Below are 17,053 nucleotides of genomic sequence, written 5' to 3'. Positions count from 1 at the left end.
TAGAATAATGAAGTATATCACAAAAGAAGTTCGAATAGGAATTGCTGGTATAGTAGCACTATGTATATTGGTTTACGGGATTAATTACCTGAAAGGTATTAATATGTTCAAGCCGGCTAGCTATTTTTATGTGAAATTCAATAATGTAAATGCACTCGCAAAATCAAGCCCTGTATACGCCGACGGAGTTCGGGTAGGTATTGTACGCGACATAGCTTACGACTACACACAACCCGGCAATGTTATCGTAGAGGTAGAGCTGGACACGGACCTTCGTATCCCCAAAGGTAGCACAGCCGAACTAGTTTCGGAGCTGATGGGCGGTGTAAGAATGAATATCTTACTAAATAACAATCCGCGCGAAAAGTATGCAATAGGCGACACAATTCAAGGAAGTCTAAACAATGGCATGATGGAAGATGTAGCCAAAATAATGCCGCAAGTGCAACAAATATTGCCAAAACTAGATTCCATTATGATTTCTCTGAATGCAATCTTAGGCGATTCAAGTATCCCTGCAAGTTTACACTCGCTCCAAAAGATTACTGCAAACCTCGAAGTAGCAAGTGGAAAAATGGCTCATGTCTTTAGCGAAGATATTCCACAACTAACAGGAAAACTAAATACAATTGGAGACAACTTTATAGTAATCAGTAATAATTTAAAAGAGATAAACTATGCCGGCACTTTCGCCAGAATAGACTCAACCATCGCCAATGTGAAGTTAGCAACCGATAAGCTAAACAGCAAGGATAACACCATCGGGCTGCTTCTGAATGACCCTCAATTGTATAATAATTTAAATGCAACAAGTATCAATGCTGCAAGCTTATTAGAGGATCTAAAAGCACACCCCAAACGATATGTGCACTTTTCTCTTTTCGGAAAGAAAGACAAACAATAAAACTTCATTATTTAGATTTCATATAAATAACAACCATCTAAAAAAGTAAAATAGAAACGCTAAGAATCCTATCAACAGACTAAAAAAAAGGAAAGTCTAAGCGACATGGAATGCGTTAAAAAGTGTTTCGCAAAGAGATAATATACTAACAAACAACAACTTGCACAAAAGCAAACAACAACTACTTTAACAGTTTTGCATAAACGATTTAATCAGTTGATTATCTGACAGTTGGCTTTTAAACAAGAAACGCAAAAAAAAAGGATTTGTTTTTCTCGAATAAGATTCCCAAATTTGCATAGTAGTAGAAGTTTTGCTTAATTAATAAATGTATTAGAGCCGTTATGAGTGAATCCAATCATGTCGGGCTATGGAACCGCTGTCTTGAAATCATTAGAGACAATGTTCCTGAGTCGACGTTTAAAACGTGGTTTGTTCCCATCGTACCATTAAAATATGAGGACAGAACGTTAATCGTACAAGTACCGAGCCAGTTTTTCTATGAATTTCTGGAAGATAAATTCGTGGACTTGCTACGTAAGACGTTGTATAAAGTTATAGGAGATGGTACCAAGTTGATGTACAACGTCATGGTAGACCGGACTTCAATACCGAACCAAACGGTAAACCTTGAAGCCAGCAACCGTTCTATGGCCGTACCACAAAAGAGCGTTATTCGCGGTGGAGGGAATAAAGCTCCGAACATTTTACAAGCACCGGCTCCGCAAGATTTAGATCCACATCTGAATCCTGATTATAATTTCGAAAACTTCATAGAAGGATATAGCAATAAACTATCACGTAGTGTAGCTGAGGCAGTGGCTCAAAGCCCGGCTAAAACCGTATTCAATCCCTTGTTTCTGCATGGAGCATCGGGAGTAGGCAAAACACATCTGGCTAATGCTATAGGAACCAGAATCAAAGAATTATACGCAGGGAAAAGGGTCTTATATGTATCGGCTCACTTATTCCAAGTACAATATACCGATTCCGTTCGAAATAATACAACGAACGATTTCATCAACTTCTACCAAACAATTGATGTTTTAATCATTGATGATATTCAAGAATTTGCAGGTGTTACCAAAACACAGAATACGTTCTTCCATATCTTTAATCACCTACATCAAAACGGCAAGCAATTAATACTAACCTCCGACCGCGCACCTGTACTATTGCAAGGTATGGAGGAACGACTTCTGACGCGTTTTAAGTGGGGAATGGTAGCCGAACTGGAAAGACCAACCGTGGAACTGCGCAAAAACATTCTCCGCAACAAGATTCATCGCGATGGCTTGGAGTTCCCAGCCGAAGTGATTGACTACATCGCCGAAAATGTAAATGAGAGCGTTCGCGACCTTGAAGGTATTGTTATTTCAATCATGGCCCACTCGACCATCTATAATAAAGAAATAGACTTGGACTTGGCGCAACGTATCGTACGTAAGGTGGTACGCAATGAGGCTCGCTCTATCAGCATAGATGATATTATCAATACTGTTTGCAAGCACTTCGACTTGGAGCCGGTAGCCATCCATACGAAATCAAGAAAAAGAGAAGTTGTTCAAGCGCGCCAGGTGGCGATGTATTTGGCTAAAACGCATACCGATTTCTCAACTTCTAAAATTGGTAAATTCATAGGAAACAAAGACCACGCTACCGTACTACATGCTTGCAAAACAGTTAAAGGCCAGTGTGAAGTCGATAAAGCATTTCGATCAGACATCGAAAACATACAGACCCTACTTAAGAAAAAAGGAAATTAGTTTATAATGAAGAATGAATATACCGATTGCATGTTCATTCTTCATTATAAAATCAGCACTACTCTATAAACTTCTGCCGACGAAGTACTTTCAATAAGTTTTCGGACATAAATTCATTGTCTTTCTTTGTGTAGCGCACATCAGTGAACACTTGAGCCAATGTTTCTTTCTTATTTTCTTCTACAAAAAGCTTATTTTCCGGGAGTGATTCTTTATAAGCATAATACTCATCTATTTTAGATGGAGTATATTCTTGATATCGCTCTTCATGCACAATTGCGTCCAATGGCAAACGATCGGTTTGTGCCGGAATTGCTTCAGGATACCCCACAGTTATAGTGGTGATAGGGAATACTAATTCGGGCAAACCCAATGTATCAATAATCATCTGTGGGTTGTAGGTGGTAGTGCCTAAGTAACAAATGCCCAAACCAGCCTCCTCGGCAACAGTACAAAATGTTTGAGCGACCAGAAGAGTATCCATCGTTGCATTCAAAAACGACATCAGGTTGCGATAGCCCGGTTGTGCGTTTCGTTGTTCGCACCACCGACTAAAGCGATTGAAATCCGCACAAAAAGTAAGCACTACCGGAGCCTGCTTCACCATTGGCTGGTTAAAATGCGCCGGAGACAATTTTTCTTTCATTTGAGCATCACGTGTCACGACAATACTATAAAGCTGAATACCTCCAAGCGTCGATGCACGAGAAGACACCTCAAGAAAATCATTTAACATTTCGGGAGATACATCCTTTTGTGAGTATTTCCTGATAGTCCTTCTGTTTTTTATCGTTTCAAACATATCTTTTTTTTGCAAAGATACAAAAAGAATAATATCTATGCCAGCATAACAAATAAATATAATTTTCTTTTTGGAAAACTTCAAGGGCAAAACAAAACACACAATACTCTAATAATCAATAATATAACAATTAAAAAAAGAAAACTATAAATTTAATTGAATTTTCTTTTGCTATAATAAAAAACATTCATAGCTTTGCATTGTTTTTAATTACAGCGAACTCCTACTACCATAGCTCTATTAAATTAACTAACTATCAAGGCAAATAAACCGTGAAAAAACAAACTTATTCTTATAACGAAGCATACGAAGAATCATTACGATACTTTCAAGGCGACGAACTTGCAGCGCGGGTTTGGGTGAATAAATACGCAGTCAAAGACTCATTCGGAAATATTTACGAAAAGTCGCCCGACGATATGCATTGGAGAATTGCAAACGAGGTTGCACGAGCAGAATCAAAGTACGCCAACGCGCTAAGCGCACAGGAGCTTTTCGAGCTGTTTGATCATTTCAAATACATCGTTCCGCAAGGCAGTCCAATGACCGGTATCGGCAATGACTATCAGGTAGCTTCACTCTCCAACTGTTTCGTCATTGGCGTAGACGGTGCTGCCGACTCTTACGGTGCAATCATTAAGATTGATGAAGAGCAGGTACAACTCATGAAGCGTCGCGGTGGTGTGGGACATGATTTATCACACATACGCCCCAAAGGCTCACCAGTCAAAAACTCCGCACTCACTTCCACGGGACTTGTTCCTTTTATGGAGAGATACTCGAACTCTACGCGCGAAGTAGCTCAAGATGGTCGCCGCGGTGCACTGATGTTAAGTGTTTCAATTAAGCATCCCGACTCGGAGGCATTCATTGACGCAAAAATGACAGAAGGTAAGGTTACAGGAGCCAACGTATCAGTGAAGCTGGACGATGCCTTCATGAAAGCGGCTACCGAAGAGAAAACTTATACGCAACAATACCCTATCGACTCGGAGAATCCGACTACAACGAAAGAAATAAATGCTACTACTTTGTGGAAAAAGATCGTTCACAACGCATGGAAGTCGGCAGAACCGGGTGTTCTCTTTTGGGATACCATCATTCGCGAATCCGTACCCGATTGCTATGCCGATTTAGGTTACAAAACGGTCTCTACAAATCCGTGTGGAGAAATACCTTTGTGTCCTTATGACTCTTGTCGATTACTAGCTATCAACCTATACTCATACGTAGTAAACCCATTTACGAAAGAGGCGCATTTTGATTACGAGCTATTCAAAAAGCATGTTGAATTGGCTCAACGAATCATGGATGACATTATTGATCTGGAGTTGGAGAAGATTGAACGCATCATTGAAAAAATCAATGCCGACCCCGAAGGAGACGATGTGAAGCATGCCGAACGCGAACTTTGGGAGAAAATATATAAGAAAAGCGGACAAGGAAGACGCACCGGTGTTGGTATCACAGCCGAAGGCGATATGCTTGCTGCGCTGGGACTACGGTATGGAACGGAAGAGGCAACCGAGTTCTCGGAAGAAGTTCACAAGATCGTAGCTTTACATGCTTACCGCTCATCGGTAAATATGGCCAAGGAGCGCGGTGCATTTGAGGTATACAATAGTGACCGCGAAAAAAACAATCCATTCATCAATCGCCTCCGCGAAGCAGATCCGCAATTGTATGAGGATATGAAAAAATACGGACGCCGGAACATTGCTTGCTTAACCATTGCTCCTACCGGAACAACAAGTCTAATGACTCAAACAACTTCCGGAATCGAACCCGTATTCTTACCGGTATATAAACGCCGCAGAAAAGTAAACCCAAATGACACCAACGTACGCGTAGATTTTATTGATGAAACCGGAGATGCTTTTGAAGAATACATCGTATTCCACCATAAATTCGTAACATGGATGGAAGCTAACGGGTACAATCCGGCCAAGCGTTATACATCGGAGGAGATTGACGACATGGTTGCTCATTCACCTTACTACAAAGCTACTTCCAACGATGTTGATTGGTTGATGAAGGTGAAAATGCAGGGAAGAATTCAAAAATGGGTCGATCACTCAATCAGTGTAACCATCAATCTACCCAATGACGTAGATGAGGATCTCGTGAACCGCCTTTACGTAGAAGCCTGGAAGTCGGGATGTAAAGGATGTACGGTGTATCGTGACGGCTCTCGTTCGGGAGTGTTGATTTCGACTAAGTCGGACAAAAAAGAGGAGCTTCCTCCCTGTAAACCACCTACGGTAGTAGAAGTTCGCCCAACAATCCTTGAGGCAGATGTAGTACGCTTCCAAAACAACAAAGAGAAATGGGTTGCTTTTGTAGGATTACTCGACGGACGTCCTTACGAGATATTTACCGGTTTGCAAGATGACGACGAAGGAATTCTATTGCCGAAAACAGTGACCACAGGTCGAATTATTAAAAGCGTAGATGAACATGGAAACAAACGATATGACTTCCAGTTCGAAAACAAGCGTGGATATAAAACGACGATCGAAGGGCTATCCGAAAAGTTCAACAAAGAGTATTGGAACTATGCGAAACTAATCTCGGGTGTACTGCGTTGGAGAATGCCTATCGAACAAGTGATCAAACTTGTCGGTTCTTTGCAGCTTGACAGCGAAAACATCAATACCTGGAAGAATGGCGTAGAACGTGCACTGAAGAAATACATTCAGGATGGTACGGAAGCAAGAGGCAAGAAATGCCCCAACTGCGGCAGTGAAACATTGGTTTACCAAGAAGGGTGTCTGATATGCACCACATGTGGTACATCCAGATGCGGATAATAGAACATACAAATAACCAACATAAAAAGGAGCACCGTTACGGGCTCCTTTTTATGTTAGCACAAATACAGCACAAACGTTTGCATACTTTTTAGATTAGTTCGGCAAACACATGAGTACGACATAACACATAATATCTCTATACTTGCAGTAGTAATAATAGTATGCTATCAATATAAAAAACTAAAATCTAATATATGATCGTATCATTTAATATTGAATATCGAACCAGCTGGGGAGAAGAGGTTTGGTTAACAGGGTCTACTTCGGAGTTAGGTAACAACGATTTTGCCAAAGCAATCCCGTTACAGACCGTTGACGGTATTCATTGGACAGTCCAAAAGGAGCTGCAACCCTCTGATGAAAACGTTATTACGTATAGTTATTTCATTTGGAAAGATGAAAAAATCGTTCGAAATGAGTGGAATAGCATACCACGCCACCTTTATTTACGGGGAGATAAAAACAAGAAATATCGAATTTATGATAATTGGAAAAACATACCCGAACAGCAATATCTCTACAGTGCAGCTTTTACAGAGTCGCTATTAGCCCATCGACATAAGGCAGCTTTGCCCAAAAGTTATAAGAAAAGCTTAGTCATCAAAGCTTATGCTCCTCGCATCAGTAGCGATTATTGTTTGGCCATCTGCGGCAACCAAAGCATATTGGGCAACTGGGAATCGAGCAACGCATTACTAATGAGCGATAGCAACTTTCCGGAATGGATAGCCGAAATAGATGCAACTAAACTTACATTTCCACTCGAATACAAATTCGTATTATATAATAAGAAAGAGAAAAAGGCCGAAGCCTGGGAAAGCAACCCGAATCGCTATATGGCCAACCCCGAGATAAAGGCAAACGAAACACTCGTCATTTCCGATCGATATGCCTACTTCCAAACTCCTGCCTGGAAAGGTGCCGGGGTAGCAATCCCCGTATTCTCCTTAAAATCGGAGAGTAGTTATGGCATCGGTGATTTAGGAGATCTGAAACAAATGATAGATTGGGCCGTAAGTACCGATCAGCAAGTGGTACAGATACTACCGATCAACGATACTACCATGACGCATACGTGGACAGATTCGTATCCATACAACAGTATCTCCATTTATGCTTTTCATCCCATGTATACCAACCTTCAACAATTAGGTAAACTCAAAGATAAGAAAGCATTAGCAACATTCGCCAAACAGCAGAAAGAACTGAATAATCTGCCGGCTATCGACTATGAGGCAGTAAATCAGCTAAAGTGGAACTATTTTGAGCTTATATTCAAGCAAGAAGGCGAAAAAGTATTAGCGTCAGAAGAGTTTAAAACATTCTTTGAATCAAATAAGGAGTGGCTACAACCGTATGCCGTATTCAGCCATTTGCGCGATGTATATAAAACACCCGATTTTAGAAAATGGCCCCAATATACGATCTATAATGCAGAGGAAATAGAAAAGTTATGTCAGCCACAAGCAGCTGATTACTCAAGCATTGCAATCTATTTCTACATACAATTCAACCTTCACCTGCAACTCATGGCTGCTACTAAGTATGCCAGAGACAATGGTGTAGTACTGAAAGGAGATATTCCGATCGGGATAAGCCGCAACAGCGTCGAAGCGTGGACAGAACCCCACTATTTTAACCTCAACGGACAAGCTGGAGCCCCTCCGGATGATTTCTCCGTAAACGGGCAGAATTGGGGATTTCCAACCTACAACTGGGAAATGATGGAGAAAGATGGCTATGCCTGGTGGATGAAGCGTTTCCATAAAATGTCGGAATACTTCGATGCCTATCGCATAGATCATATATTAGGTTTCTTCCGTATCTGGGAGATACCGATGAATGCCGTACACGGCCTGTTGGGACAGTTCGTACCGGCACTGCCCATGAGTAAAATGGAAATTGAAAGCTACGGTCTGTCCTTCAGAGACGAATTTTTAAAACCTTACATACATGAGTATTTCCTCGAACAGGTTTTCGGTTCGCATACTGATTATGTGAAAGAAACGTTTATCGAACCAACAGACACGTGGGAGGTTTACCGCATGCGTTCCGAGTTCGATACGCAACGTAAAGTAGAAGCTTATTTTGCTGATAAAACAGATGAAGAAAGCTCTCGCATTAAAGAAGGTTTATATTCACTGATCAGCGATGTGCTATTTGTACCCGACCATAAAGAGCCTCAGAAGTTTCATCCACGTATAGGCGTACAGCACGATTTTATTTATCGATCACTCAATGAATGGGAGAAAACTGCTTTCAACCGTTTGTACGATCAGTATTATTACCATCGTCACAATGAATTCTGGCATCAGCAGGCCATGAAGAAACTGCCACAGCTAACGCAGTCGACTCGTATGCTGGTATGTGGCGAAGACCTCGGAATGATTCCCGAATGTGTTGCTTGGGTCATGAACGACCTGCGTATTCTTAGTCTCGAGATTCAGCGCATGCCTAAGAACCCGACCTACGAATTCGGACATCTTAATGAATATCCATATCGTTCTGTTTGCACCATTTCGACCCATGATATGTCTACACTACGTGGATGGTGGGAAGAAGATTATCAACAGACGCAGCGATATTACAACTCCATGCTGGGTCGTCATGGCAATGCTCCTTCGGTAGCAACGGCAGAGTTGTGCGAAGAGGTTGTGCGCAATCATCTATACAGTAACTCCATTCTTTGTATTCTGGCATGGCAGGACTGGCTTTCGATAGACGAGACATGGCGCAATCCGAACGTACAGGAAGAACGCATCAATGTGCCTTCCAACCCGCGTCATTATTGGCGATACCGGATGCACTTAACCTTAGAGGAACTTCTTAAAGCCGAGGGGTTGAATAACAAAATAAAAGAATTAGTCAATCAAACCGGAAGGAAGCCTCTGAAATCAGACAAAGAGAATCGATAATAGTCGTTTCTCTGCTTACAAAAGAATCTATTTGCTTTCATCGTTTCAAATAAATAGCCTATTTTTGCAAATATAATCTAGTAATAAGTAAGAAGATGACCATCCAGTCGAGTTATATTTTTTTAGAAAACATCTGCTTCTACGCTTATCATGGCGTATTACCGCAAGAGACGGTTGTAGGCAATGAGTTTTTGGTCAACCTGAAACTCAAAGTAAACGTTGAACATGCGGCACAGACAGATGAAATAAAAAATACGGTGAGCTATGCCGACGTATACGATGTATTGAAAGAGGAGATGATTATTCCGTCAAAGTTATTAGAACACGTATGCGGTCGTATGGCGAAGCGGTTGTTCGATGAGTTTCCGGCTATTGACGAACTAAACATCAAACTCTCGAAGAGACACCCACCTATGAGTGCCGATATAGATAGCGCAGGTGTAGAGATGATATGCAAAAAATAATGGTTACTAATACACTCTTGATGGGCTATTAGTAACCATTATTCATTATTATTCTTTCTCTTATTTTTTCTTTCTCTTCTTAATCGATTCTACCGCTTCGATCACCACCGGCTTACCCTTGAAACGCTGTGTATAGCCGGAATAATCGGGACGAACCTGTACATAAGTAGGATCGGCAAATAAAGGACTGGAAATCACGTGATCGGCCGTGGAGCGATTACAGCAGAAAACAATGTTTTCGACTCCCGCCAATCGGGTCAACGCCTTCACATCTGTATCATGAGGCTGTAATGTCATCGGATCGGTGAAAAAAAACAGATAATCTATTTCTCCATCCACGATACGTGATCCTATTTGCTGATCACCTCCTAACGGACCTGATTTGAGAATCGTGAAGTCCCACTTCACTTCGGGATGCTTTTCTTTCAATGCTTCCAGAATTAATGTACCGGTAGTACCTGTACAATAGAACTTATGTCCTATCAATAATTCCGAATTCCAGAGCACCCACTCTACCAAATCCTTCTTCATGGCATCATGGGCTACCAAGCCAATATTTCTTCTTACAAAAGTTTTCATTTGATGTTATTCATTAAAGTTAAGTAATTGTGAGAAATGCTTCCGCCTCTTCACGTAAAACTGCCACAAGATACTACTTTTTATCCGTTCGGGGATAATACGTACGACAGTTTTTTTCAGATTATCCTCACGAACAGCCGTAAATGACGAACGTATAACAGCATACTCACGCCTCGCCTCAAGAACGGCTTTTGCATTCGGTGCCTGCATCTTGAGTAGAAACACCAGCATAGCCACATAATCGAGTACACAACGCACACGCATCACTGAACGCAATTCATGAGAAGGCAAATTCTTGTAAAGCATAACAAGATTGTTACGAAAGTTTAGAAATGTCTTACGCGGATTCTCTTTTTTAAGCGTTGCTCCACCTACATGATATACAACACTCTGAGGAATACAAACAATGCTCCTACCCCGGGCACGAAGTCGCCAGCAAAGATCAATCTCCTCCATATGGGCAAAGAAGCGTCCATCAAGCCCTCCCACCTTCCGGTAATCCTCCAGCCGGATAAATAAGGCAGCTCCCGTAGCCCAAAACACGGGACAAATGGTATCATATTGTCCGCCGTCTTCTTCGACAACCTCCATCAAACGCCCTCTGCAAAAAGGATATCCATACCTATCAATAAACCCTCCGGCAGCCCCTGCATGCTCAAATACAGTTTGGTTATGCCAGCTCCGTATCTTGGGTTGACAGGCAGCGACTTCGGGATGTGTGTCCAAATAAGAAATTAAAGGGTTCAACCAATGCGGAGTAACCTCCACGTCCGAATTAAGTAGCACGACATAGGTTGCCTCTACCTGCTGCAAAGCCAGGTTATAGCCATCGGCGAAACCATTGTTCTGTTCGAGCAGCAAAAGGCGAACAGATGGAAACTCTCTACGCAACATATCGACAGAGTGATCCGTAGAACCATTATCAGCTACGCAGATCTCAATGCCATCGCCTTGGGAATGACGAATAACAGAAGGAAGAAACGAACGAAGCATCTCACATCCGTTCCAATTCAAGATCACAATCGAAACCTTAATCATAGGTGTATAGTATAAAACCGATTATATCATTTAAAGAATGGTACCTTTCAACGCTGTTTCATCTTCATTCCACTCGCCTAAGCGAACAGTGACTAACTGATTATCAAGCGACGGTTCATTCTCCACTTCCACACGAATATAATTAGCAGTAAAACCGTGCATGGGCGTACCCGGCTTGCTCTTCTCCATCAATACAGACATGGTTTGTCCGATGTGGCGAGTATAAAAAGCTTTTGTTTTCTCCTCCGATAAAGCAAGAAGCCTTTGGCTGCGCTTATGTTTTTCGTCGGGTGTTACTACATGGTCGATCTTCAAGGCTTGAGTACCCGGACGCTCGGAATAGCTAAATACGTGCAACTGGGTTATATCAAGACTTTCAATAAAGCGATAAGCATTCTCAAAAAACTCTTCTGTTTCACCGCGGGTACCAACAATGACATCAACACCAATAAAGGCATCGGGCATCACTTCTTTGATTCGACTTATTTTCGATGCAAACAAGGCTGTGTCGTATCTGCGACGCATCAACGCAAGTACATCGTCACTACCGGACTGTAACGGAATATGAAAATGAGGCATAAATCGACGCGAACGAGACACAAATTCGATAATCTCATCCGTCAGTAAGTTGGGCTCAATAGAAGAGATACGGTAACGCTCAATGCCTTCGACCTCATCAAGTGCCTTTACTAAATCGAAAAAAGTTTCGCCGGTACTCTTTCCAAAATCGCCAATATTAACTCCGGTCAACACAATCTCTTTGCCACCTTCGGCAGCAGCCGTACGGGCTTGTTCGACCATTGAAGCAACCGTACCGTTGCGACTCCGTCCGCGTGCCAACGGAATGGTACAATACGAACAGTAATAGTCACATCCGTCTTGCACTTTTAGAAAGAAGCGGGTACGATCGCCCCGCGAACAAGAGGGAGCGAAAGAGCGGATATCTTTTAAAGCAGAGGTATGCGCTTCGCCCTCCTGATGTTTTTGCAAGTTGCCTAAATAATGTAGTAAGTCGCTTTTTTGCTCGGCACCTAATACTAAGTCAACCCCGTCAATCTTCGAGACGTCGCCGGGTTTTAATTGAGCATAGCAACCCGTCACTACGACAAATGCACCCGGATGTTGTTTCACAAGCCGGTTAATGGCCTGACGGCACTTCTTATCGGCCATCTCGGTTACAGAGCACGTGTTGACTACACAAATATCAGCCTTTTCGCCTTTTCGTGAAGTACGCACACCCGCTTCGCGCAGTATCTTACCTATGGTAGAAGTCTCTGAGAAATTTAATTTGCAGCCCAAAGTATAGTAAACGGCTGTCTTATCCTGAAATACGGTGGTATCTATCATAATCCTTAAAATACATATTTGGTGCAAATTTACGCATTATTAGTTTTAAAAGTTGTTATCCGATTCATTAGTTCATGAAGTAAACGCTTTAAGTTATGAAAGTTTATTCCTACTTTTGCACAAATCATTAAAAAACGTGCAATGATTAAAGAGAATTTTATCAAACTATACGAAAGTAGTTTCCGAGAAAACTGGGATTTACCCTGTTACACTGATTATGGTGAAGAAGAGAGTTATACCTATGGGCAAGTAGCCGAAGAGGTAGCCCGTCTGCACTTATTGTTCAAGCACTGCAGTCTGCGCCGTGGCGATAAAATTGCCATTATCGGAAAAAATAATGCCAGATGGTGCATCGCCTATATGGCGACCATCACGTATGGTGCCATTGTGGTTCCTATTCTTCAGGACTTTAATCCGAACGATGTTCACCATATCATCGGCCATTCCGAATCGGTCTTTCTCTTTACCAGTGATAGCATCTGGGAGGTACTTGAAGAAGAAAAGCTATCGGGAATTCGCGGAGCTTTTTCCCTTACAGATTTCCGTTGCCTTTATCAACGGGACGGAGAGACTATTCAGCGATTTATCAAGCATCTGGATGAAGAGATGCATACTGCTTATCCCAAAGGATTCCATCCCGAGAATATCGAATACACCACCTTATCTAATGATAAGGTAATGCTGCTCAATTATACTTCCGGCACTACGGGCTTCAGTAAAGGCGTTATGCTTACCGGTAATAACCTTGCCGGCAATGTAACATTCGGTATTCGTACCGAGCTTCTGAAGCGAGGTGATAAGGTACTTTCCTTCCTTCCATTAGCCCATGCCTATGGGTGTGCATTCGATTTCTTAACAGCGACTGCCGTTGGTACACATGTTACTTTATTGGGAAAAACTCCATCTCCCAAAATTCTCATGAAAGCCTTCGAGGAGGTAAAGCCAAACCTCATCATTACCGTTCCTCTGGTTATCGAAAAAATATATAAGAATATCATTCAACCCCTCATCGCTAAGAAAAGCATGAAATGGGCATTGAGTATTCCTTTGCTCGACAACCAGATTTATGGTCAAATCCGCAAAAAACTCATCGATGCATTAGGAGGACGTTTTAAGGAAATTATTATTGGCGGAGCCGCCATGAACCCCGAAGTAGAAGCCTTCTTTTACAAAATTAAATTTCCCTTTACCATTGGTTATGGCATGACGGAGTGTGCACCACTTATCAGCTATGCACCTTGGAACGAATTTCTCCCAGGTTCATCCGGCAAAATATTGGATATCATGGAGGCCCGTGTTTATAAAGAAAATCAGGAAGCCGAAATAGGAGAAATACAAGTACGGGGAGAAAATGTAATGGCAGGCTATTATAAAAATCAGGAAGCCACCAAAGAAGCTTTTAGCAAAGATGGCTGGTTACGCACCGGCGATTTGGGCACCATAGATGAGGAAGGCAATATATTCATCCGCGGAAGACTTAAAACAATGATTTTAAGTTCGAGTGGGCAGAATATCTTTCCGGAAGAAATTGAAGCCAAACTCAATAATATGCCATTCATTCTGGAGAGCTTAATTATTGAACGAAACAAAAAATTGGTAGGTTTGGTGTACGCCGATTATGAAGCATTAGACTCCCTAGGTTTAAGCGACGATGAAAACTTAAAAACGATTATGGGAGAAAATCTAAAAAGTCTCAATAGCATGGTCGCTTCATACGAGAAAGTGAGCCAAATCCAACTCTATCCTACTGAGTTTGAGAAGACTCCGAAAAGAAGTATCAAAAGATACCTATACAACAGTATAGCAGAGGTTTAGCTATCTTTTAGCATGTTGTATAACATGCTAAATTACATAAAAAAACACTCTTCTAAAAAAAAAATAAAAAAAAGTTGGTCTTTCGAGAACAACGTATTGAGAAAGTACATATCTTTGCAATGTTTTAATAAGCAATTGATTGTATTACAGATTTAAAAAGCAAAAAAAATGAAAAAATTAGTTTTGATGTTCGTAGCTATCGTAGCTGTATCTTTCGCATCTTGTGGTAACAAAGCAGCTGACGCTGAAAAAGCAACTGCAGATTCTATCCGTATCGCTGACTCTATCGCAGCTGTAGAAGCAGCAGCAGCAGAAGCAGCAGCAGCAGTTGATACAACTGTTGTAGATAGCGCTTCTATCGTAGTAGCTGAATAATTACAGTTCAACGAACTCGAAAAGAGACTTTAAAGGTCTGTCATGTTAAACATGACAGACCTTTTTTATATATAGCTACTCCATCGACTCCACATTCTATTAAACAGGAAGGTTAGCAAAATAGACAGCACACCCCTATACGAAAATCTTTAATAAAAAAAGTCCCAACTCAATTGTGAGTTGGGACTTTATATTTTATACGTAAAATGTATAATGCTTATTCAGCAACTACTTCGAAAGGAATTTCAACAGAAACTTCCTTGTGTAGTCTTACGATTGCTTTGTAAGAACCAACTTCTTTCACAGCGTCTTTTACAACGATGCTCTTTCTGTCGATTTCGTGACCTAACTTTGCCAATGCTTCAGCAATTTGAATATTACCTACAGAACCAAAGATGGTACCGGTTGAGCTTACTTTTGTTGCAATAGTCAAAGCAACACCTTCCAACTTAGCAGCAGCGGCAATTGCGTCATTCTTGATTTTCTCAAGTTTGTGAGCACGCTGTTTCAAGTCTTCAGCCAACATTTTCTTTGCAGAAGGAGAAGCGATGATAGCTTTCCCAGTAGGGATTAAGAAGTTACGACCATAACCAGATTTTACTGTTACGATATCATTCTTATAACCCAAGTTTACTACGTCTTCTTTCAATATAATTTCCATACTTTTCCTCCTTATTTCATCATGTCAGTTACAAATGGAAGTAACGCCAAGTGACGTGCTCTCTTCACAGCCTGCGCAATACGACGCTGGAACTTCAAAGAAGTACCGGTAATACGGCGAGGAAGGATTTTTCCTTGTTCATTCAAGAATTTCTTCAAGAATTCAGGATCTTTGTAGTCGATATAACGAATACCACTCTTTTTAAAACGGCAGTATTTCTTTTTCTTAACGTCTACTGAGGGGGGAGTCAAATATCTGATTTCTGATTGAGCTTGTTGTGCCATGATTTAATCCTCCTTTTTGTTTGATTTAACACTTCTTCTTTTTGCAGCGTACTCTGCAGCGTATTTCTCCATTCTGAAAGTCAAGAAACGGATCACACGTTCGTCACGACGGAAATTAAGTTCCAACTTGTCAATTACAGTAGGTTCTGCTTTGAACTCAATCAATTGATAGAATCCTGTAGATTTCTTCTGGATAGGATAAGCCAGTTTCTTCAATCCCCAGTTCTCTTCATTGATAATCTCAGCACCTTCAGCCTGAAGAATGCCTTTGAATTTTTCTACCGCTTCCTTCATCTGAACATCAGACAAAACGGGAGTTAAAATGAAAACGGTTTCATATTGATTCATACTCGTTTAATTAAATAAATAATTATTTTATTTTAAAATGCGGTGCAAAGTTAGCCATTTTATTTTGATCTGCAAACATTTAATGTTTTTTTGTACCCGTATATAGGAATTCTCAAAGAAGACCTTTACCTTTGCAAAGTTGCTTAAACAATAATTTCATGATAGAACAATTCAATTTTGATATTCGCCTTATATTTGCCATTTTGAATGGTAAGGTATCTGCTGCCATCAACCGAAAATTATATCGTAACTTCCGTATGAATGGTTTAGAGATTAGTCCCGAACAATGGACCGTGCTTATTTTTCTGTGGGAGAAAGACGGCGTCACCCAACAAGAGTTGTGCAATGCAACTTTTAAGGACAAGCCTAGCATGACTCGCCTAATTGATAATATGGAGCGTCAGCATTTAGTCGTGCGCATTTCGGATAAGAAGGACCGTCGGACAAACCTCATTCACTTAACTAAAACAGGAAAAGAGTTGGAAGAAAAGGCTCGCAATATAGCTAATCGCACACTGATAGAGGCATTATATGGAGTAACTTCGGAAGAGCTGAGTATTAGTCAAGAGGTACTGCGCAAAATCTTTTTCAATACAAAAGATTAGCAATCCACTGAACTGTGCAGCCTAAAATCGGCTATTTACTCTTAAATAATTGTTTTTTTGCACAAATTATTTCGCCCGTTAAAGAATTATGCTTTTCTTTGCGACAAGAATATAATAATCTATTAAAATACATACACATGAAAGGCTTATTAAAGAATTTAGGATTAATATTAATCTTAGTCGGAGCGATCACTTTGCTTGTTTGTTCCTTTACCGGTAATGTAAACAACAATGCAATTCTGGGCGGTTCAGCTGTTTTGGTTGTATTAGGACTTATCTCGTATATTGTCATTAACAAGAGAATTACCGATTAATATTTGATCAAATATAAAAAAGC

The 17,053-nt window shown here is 40.9% G+C and carries 16 protein-coding genes; 9 read left to right on the top strand and 7 right to left on the bottom strand.

The genetic code is table 11. The features are described from left to right. The first annotated feature begins 7 nt into the window (after positions 1-7). A complete protein-coding gene (locus TY03_RS14095; protein ID WP_042371069.1) occupies positions 8-904 on the top strand; it encodes an MlaD family protein in 897 nt (298 codons plus the stop codon). 344 nt (positions 905-1,248) lie between these two features. Continuing rightward, positions 1,249-2,670: a chromosomal replication initiator protein DnaA gene (dnaA, locus tag TY03_RS14090; protein ID WP_042371067.1), complete on the top strand. Its 1,422-nt coding sequence runs from the start codon at positions 1,249-1,251 to the stop codon at positions 2,668-2,670. A gap of 58 nt (positions 2,671-2,728) precedes the next feature. Here dnaA and TY03_RS14085 read toward each other — a convergent pair whose 3' ends face one another. Continuing rightward, positions 2,729-3,472: an NADPH-dependent oxidoreductase gene (locus tag TY03_RS14085; RefSeq protein WP_042371401.1), complete on the bottom strand. Its 744-nt coding sequence runs from the start codon at positions 3,470-3,472 to the stop codon at positions 2,729-2,731. A 272-nt stretch (positions 3,473-3,744) separates the two neighbouring features. On the opposite strand from TY03_RS14085, the gene TY03_RS14080 reads away from it, so the two are divergent. The 3 genes from TY03_RS14080 to folB all read left to right on the top strand — a co-directional run bounded on the left by TY03_RS14080 (position 3,745) and on the right by folB (position 9,664). Next, positions 3,745-6,282 carry an adenosylcobalamin-dependent ribonucleoside-diphosphate reductase gene (locus TY03_RS14080; RefSeq protein WP_042371064.1) on the top strand — a complete coding sequence of 846 codons (2,538 nt, stop codon included), beginning with the start codon at positions 3,745-3,747 and terminating at the stop codon, positions 6,280-6,282. Between the two features lie 197 nt (positions 6,283-6,479). Next, complete coding sequence (locus TY03_RS14075) at positions 6,480-9,200, top strand: 4-alpha-glucanotransferase (RefSeq protein ID WP_042371062.1); 2,721 nt, start codon at positions 6,480-6,482, stop codon at positions 9,198-9,200. 95 nt (positions 9,201-9,295) lie between these two features. Further along, positions 9,296-9,664 carry a dihydroneopterin aldolase gene (gene folB / locus TY03_RS14070; protein WP_042371060.1) on the top strand — a complete coding sequence of 123 codons (369 nt, stop codon included), beginning with the start codon at positions 9,296-9,298 and terminating at the stop codon, positions 9,662-9,664. A 60-nt stretch (positions 9,665-9,724) separates the two neighbouring features. On the opposite strand, the gene TY03_RS14065 is transcribed toward folB, so the two are convergent. Genes TY03_RS14065 through mtaB form a run of 3 tightly spaced genes read right to left on the bottom strand, consistent with a single transcriptional unit; the run spans position 9,725 to position 12,628 of the window. Beyond that, entirely contained in the window at positions 9,725-10,243 is a 519-nt protein-coding gene (locus tag TY03_RS14065; RefSeq protein WP_042371058.1) for a methylglyoxal synthase, read from the bottom strand. Between the two features lie 6 nt (positions 10,244-10,249). Next, a complete protein-coding gene (locus tag TY03_RS14060; protein ID WP_042371056.1) occupies positions 10,250-11,281 on the bottom strand; it encodes a glycosyltransferase family 2 protein in 1,032 nt (343 codons plus the stop codon). A gap of 30 nt (positions 11,282-11,311) precedes the next feature. Continuing rightward, the gene (gene mtaB, locus TY03_RS14055) at positions 11,312-12,628 is read right to left on the bottom strand and encodes a tRNA (N(6)-L-threonylcarbamoyladenosine(37)-C(2))-methylthiotransferase MtaB (RefSeq protein WP_042371054.1); all 1,317 of its coding nucleotides are present in this window, start codon (positions 12,626-12,628) and stop codon (positions 11,312-11,314) included. A gap of 141 nt (positions 12,629-12,769) precedes the next feature. Between mtaB and TY03_RS14050 the strand changes: the two genes are divergently transcribed. Both TY03_RS14050 and TY03_RS14045 read left to right on the top strand, forming a co-directional pair. After that, on the top strand, positions 12,770-14,443 hold the full coding sequence (locus TY03_RS14050) for a long-chain fatty acid--CoA ligase (protein WP_042371051.1): 1,674 nt from the start codon (positions 12,770-12,772) through the stop codon (positions 14,441-14,443). Between the two features lie 168 nt (positions 14,444-14,611). Further along, positions 14,612-14,818, top strand: coding sequence for a hypothetical protein (locus TY03_RS14045; RefSeq protein ID WP_042371050.1), 207 nt, complete (start codon positions 14,612-14,614; stop codon positions 14,816-14,818). Between the two features lie 217 nt (positions 14,819-15,035). Here the strand turns inward: TY03_RS14045 and rplI are convergent, their stop codons facing one another. The 3 genes from rplI to rpsF are packed head-to-tail and all read right to left on the bottom strand — an operon-like array spanning position 15,036 to position 16,111. Then, positions 15,036-15,479, bottom strand: coding sequence for a 50S ribosomal protein L9 (gene rplI, locus TY03_RS14040; RefSeq protein ID WP_042371047.1), 444 nt, complete (start codon positions 15,477-15,479; stop codon positions 15,036-15,038). Positions 15,480-15,490: 11 nt separating this feature from the next. Next, on the bottom strand, positions 15,491-15,763 hold the full coding sequence (rpsR, locus tag TY03_RS14035) for a 30S ribosomal protein S18 (RefSeq protein WP_042371046.1): 273 nt from the start codon (positions 15,761-15,763) through the stop codon (positions 15,491-15,493). A gap of 3 nt (positions 15,764-15,766) precedes the next feature. Beyond that, positions 15,767-16,111 carry a 30S ribosomal protein S6 gene (gene rpsF, locus TY03_RS14030; RefSeq protein WP_042371044.1) on the bottom strand — a complete coding sequence of 115 codons (345 nt, stop codon included), beginning with the start codon at positions 16,109-16,111 and terminating at the stop codon, positions 15,767-15,769. A 158-nt stretch (positions 16,112-16,269) separates the two neighbouring features. Here rpsF and TY03_RS14025 point away from each other — a divergent pair, with 158 nt between their 5' ends. Together TY03_RS14025 and TY03_RS22675 are read left to right on the top strand one after the other, a co-directional pair. After that, positions 16,270-16,716, top strand: a complete 447-nt coding sequence (locus tag TY03_RS14025) for a MarR family winged helix-turn-helix transcriptional regulator (protein ID WP_042371041.1) — start codon at positions 16,270-16,272, stop codon at positions 16,714-16,716. A gap of 137 nt (positions 16,717-16,853) precedes the next feature. Further along, positions 16,854-17,030, top strand: a complete 177-nt coding sequence (locus TY03_RS22675; protein ID WP_187373998.1) for a hypothetical protein — start codon at positions 16,854-16,856, stop codon at positions 17,028-17,030. The last annotated feature ends 23 nt before the right edge of the window (positions 17,031-17,053 follow it).

Source organism: Bacteroides neonati, assembly GCF_000499785.1.
GTDB lineage: Bacteria > Bacteroidota > Bacteroidia > Bacteroidales > Bacteroidaceae > Bacteroides > Bacteroides neonati.
Note: the sequence above shows the minus strand (reverse complement) of the source record. Positions and strands in the feature narration are given on the sequence as shown.

What these genes read in the sequence shown, in the direction of transcription:
- TY03_RS14095 (WP_042371069.1), top strand. Translation starts at nt 8, where the DNA reads ATGAAGTATATCACAAAAGAAGTTCGAATAGGAATTGCTGGTATAGTA.
- dnaA (WP_042371067.1), top strand. Translation starts at nt 1,249, where the DNA reads ATGAGTGAATCCAATCATGTCGGGCTATGGAACCGCTGTCTTGAAATC.
- TY03_RS14085 (WP_042371401.1), bottom strand. Translation starts at nt 3,472, where the DNA reads ATGTTTGAAACGATAAAAAACAGAAGGACTATCAGGAAATACTCACAA.
- TY03_RS14075 (WP_042371062.1), top strand. Translation starts at nt 6,480, where the DNA reads ATGATCGTATCATTTAATATTGAATATCGAACCAGCTGGGGAGAAGAG.
- folB (WP_042371060.1), top strand. Translation starts at nt 9,296, where the DNA reads ATGACCATCCAGTCGAGTTATATTTTTTTAGAAAACATCTGCTTCTAC.
- TY03_RS14065 (WP_042371058.1), bottom strand. Translation starts at nt 10,243, where the DNA reads ATGAAAACTTTTGTAAGAAGAAATATTGGCTTGGTAGCCCATGATGCC.
- TY03_RS14060 (WP_042371056.1), bottom strand. Translation starts at nt 11,281, where the DNA reads ATGATTAAGGTTTCGATTGTGATCTTGAATTGGAACGGATGTGAGATG.
- mtaB (WP_042371054.1), bottom strand. Translation starts at nt 12,628, where the DNA reads ATGATAGATACCACCGTATTTCAGGATAAGACAGCCGTTTACTATACT.
- TY03_RS14050 (WP_042371051.1), top strand. Translation starts at nt 12,770, where the DNA reads ATGATTAAAGAGAATTTTATCAAACTATACGAAAGTAGTTTCCGAGAA.
- TY03_RS14045 (WP_042371050.1), top strand. Translation starts at nt 14,612, where the DNA reads ATGAAAAAATTAGTTTTGATGTTCGTAGCTATCGTAGCTGTATCTTTC.
- rplI (WP_042371047.1), bottom strand. Translation starts at nt 15,479, where the DNA reads ATGGAAATTATATTGAAAGAAGACGTAGTAAACTTGGGTTATAAGAAT.
- rpsR (WP_042371046.1), bottom strand. Translation starts at nt 15,763, where the DNA reads ATGGCACAACAAGCTCAATCAGAAATCAGATATTTGACTCCCCCCTCA.
- rpsF (WP_042371044.1), bottom strand. Translation starts at nt 16,111, where the DNA reads ATGAATCAATATGAAACCGTTTTCATTTTAACTCCCGTTTTGTCTGAT.
- TY03_RS14025 (WP_042371041.1), top strand. Translation starts at nt 16,270, where the DNA reads ATGATAGAACAATTCAATTTTGATATTCGCCTTATATTTGCCATTTTG.
- TY03_RS22675 (WP_187373998.1), top strand. Translation starts at nt 16,854, where the DNA reads ATGAAAGGCTTATTAAAGAATTTAGGATTAATATTAATCTTAGTCGGA.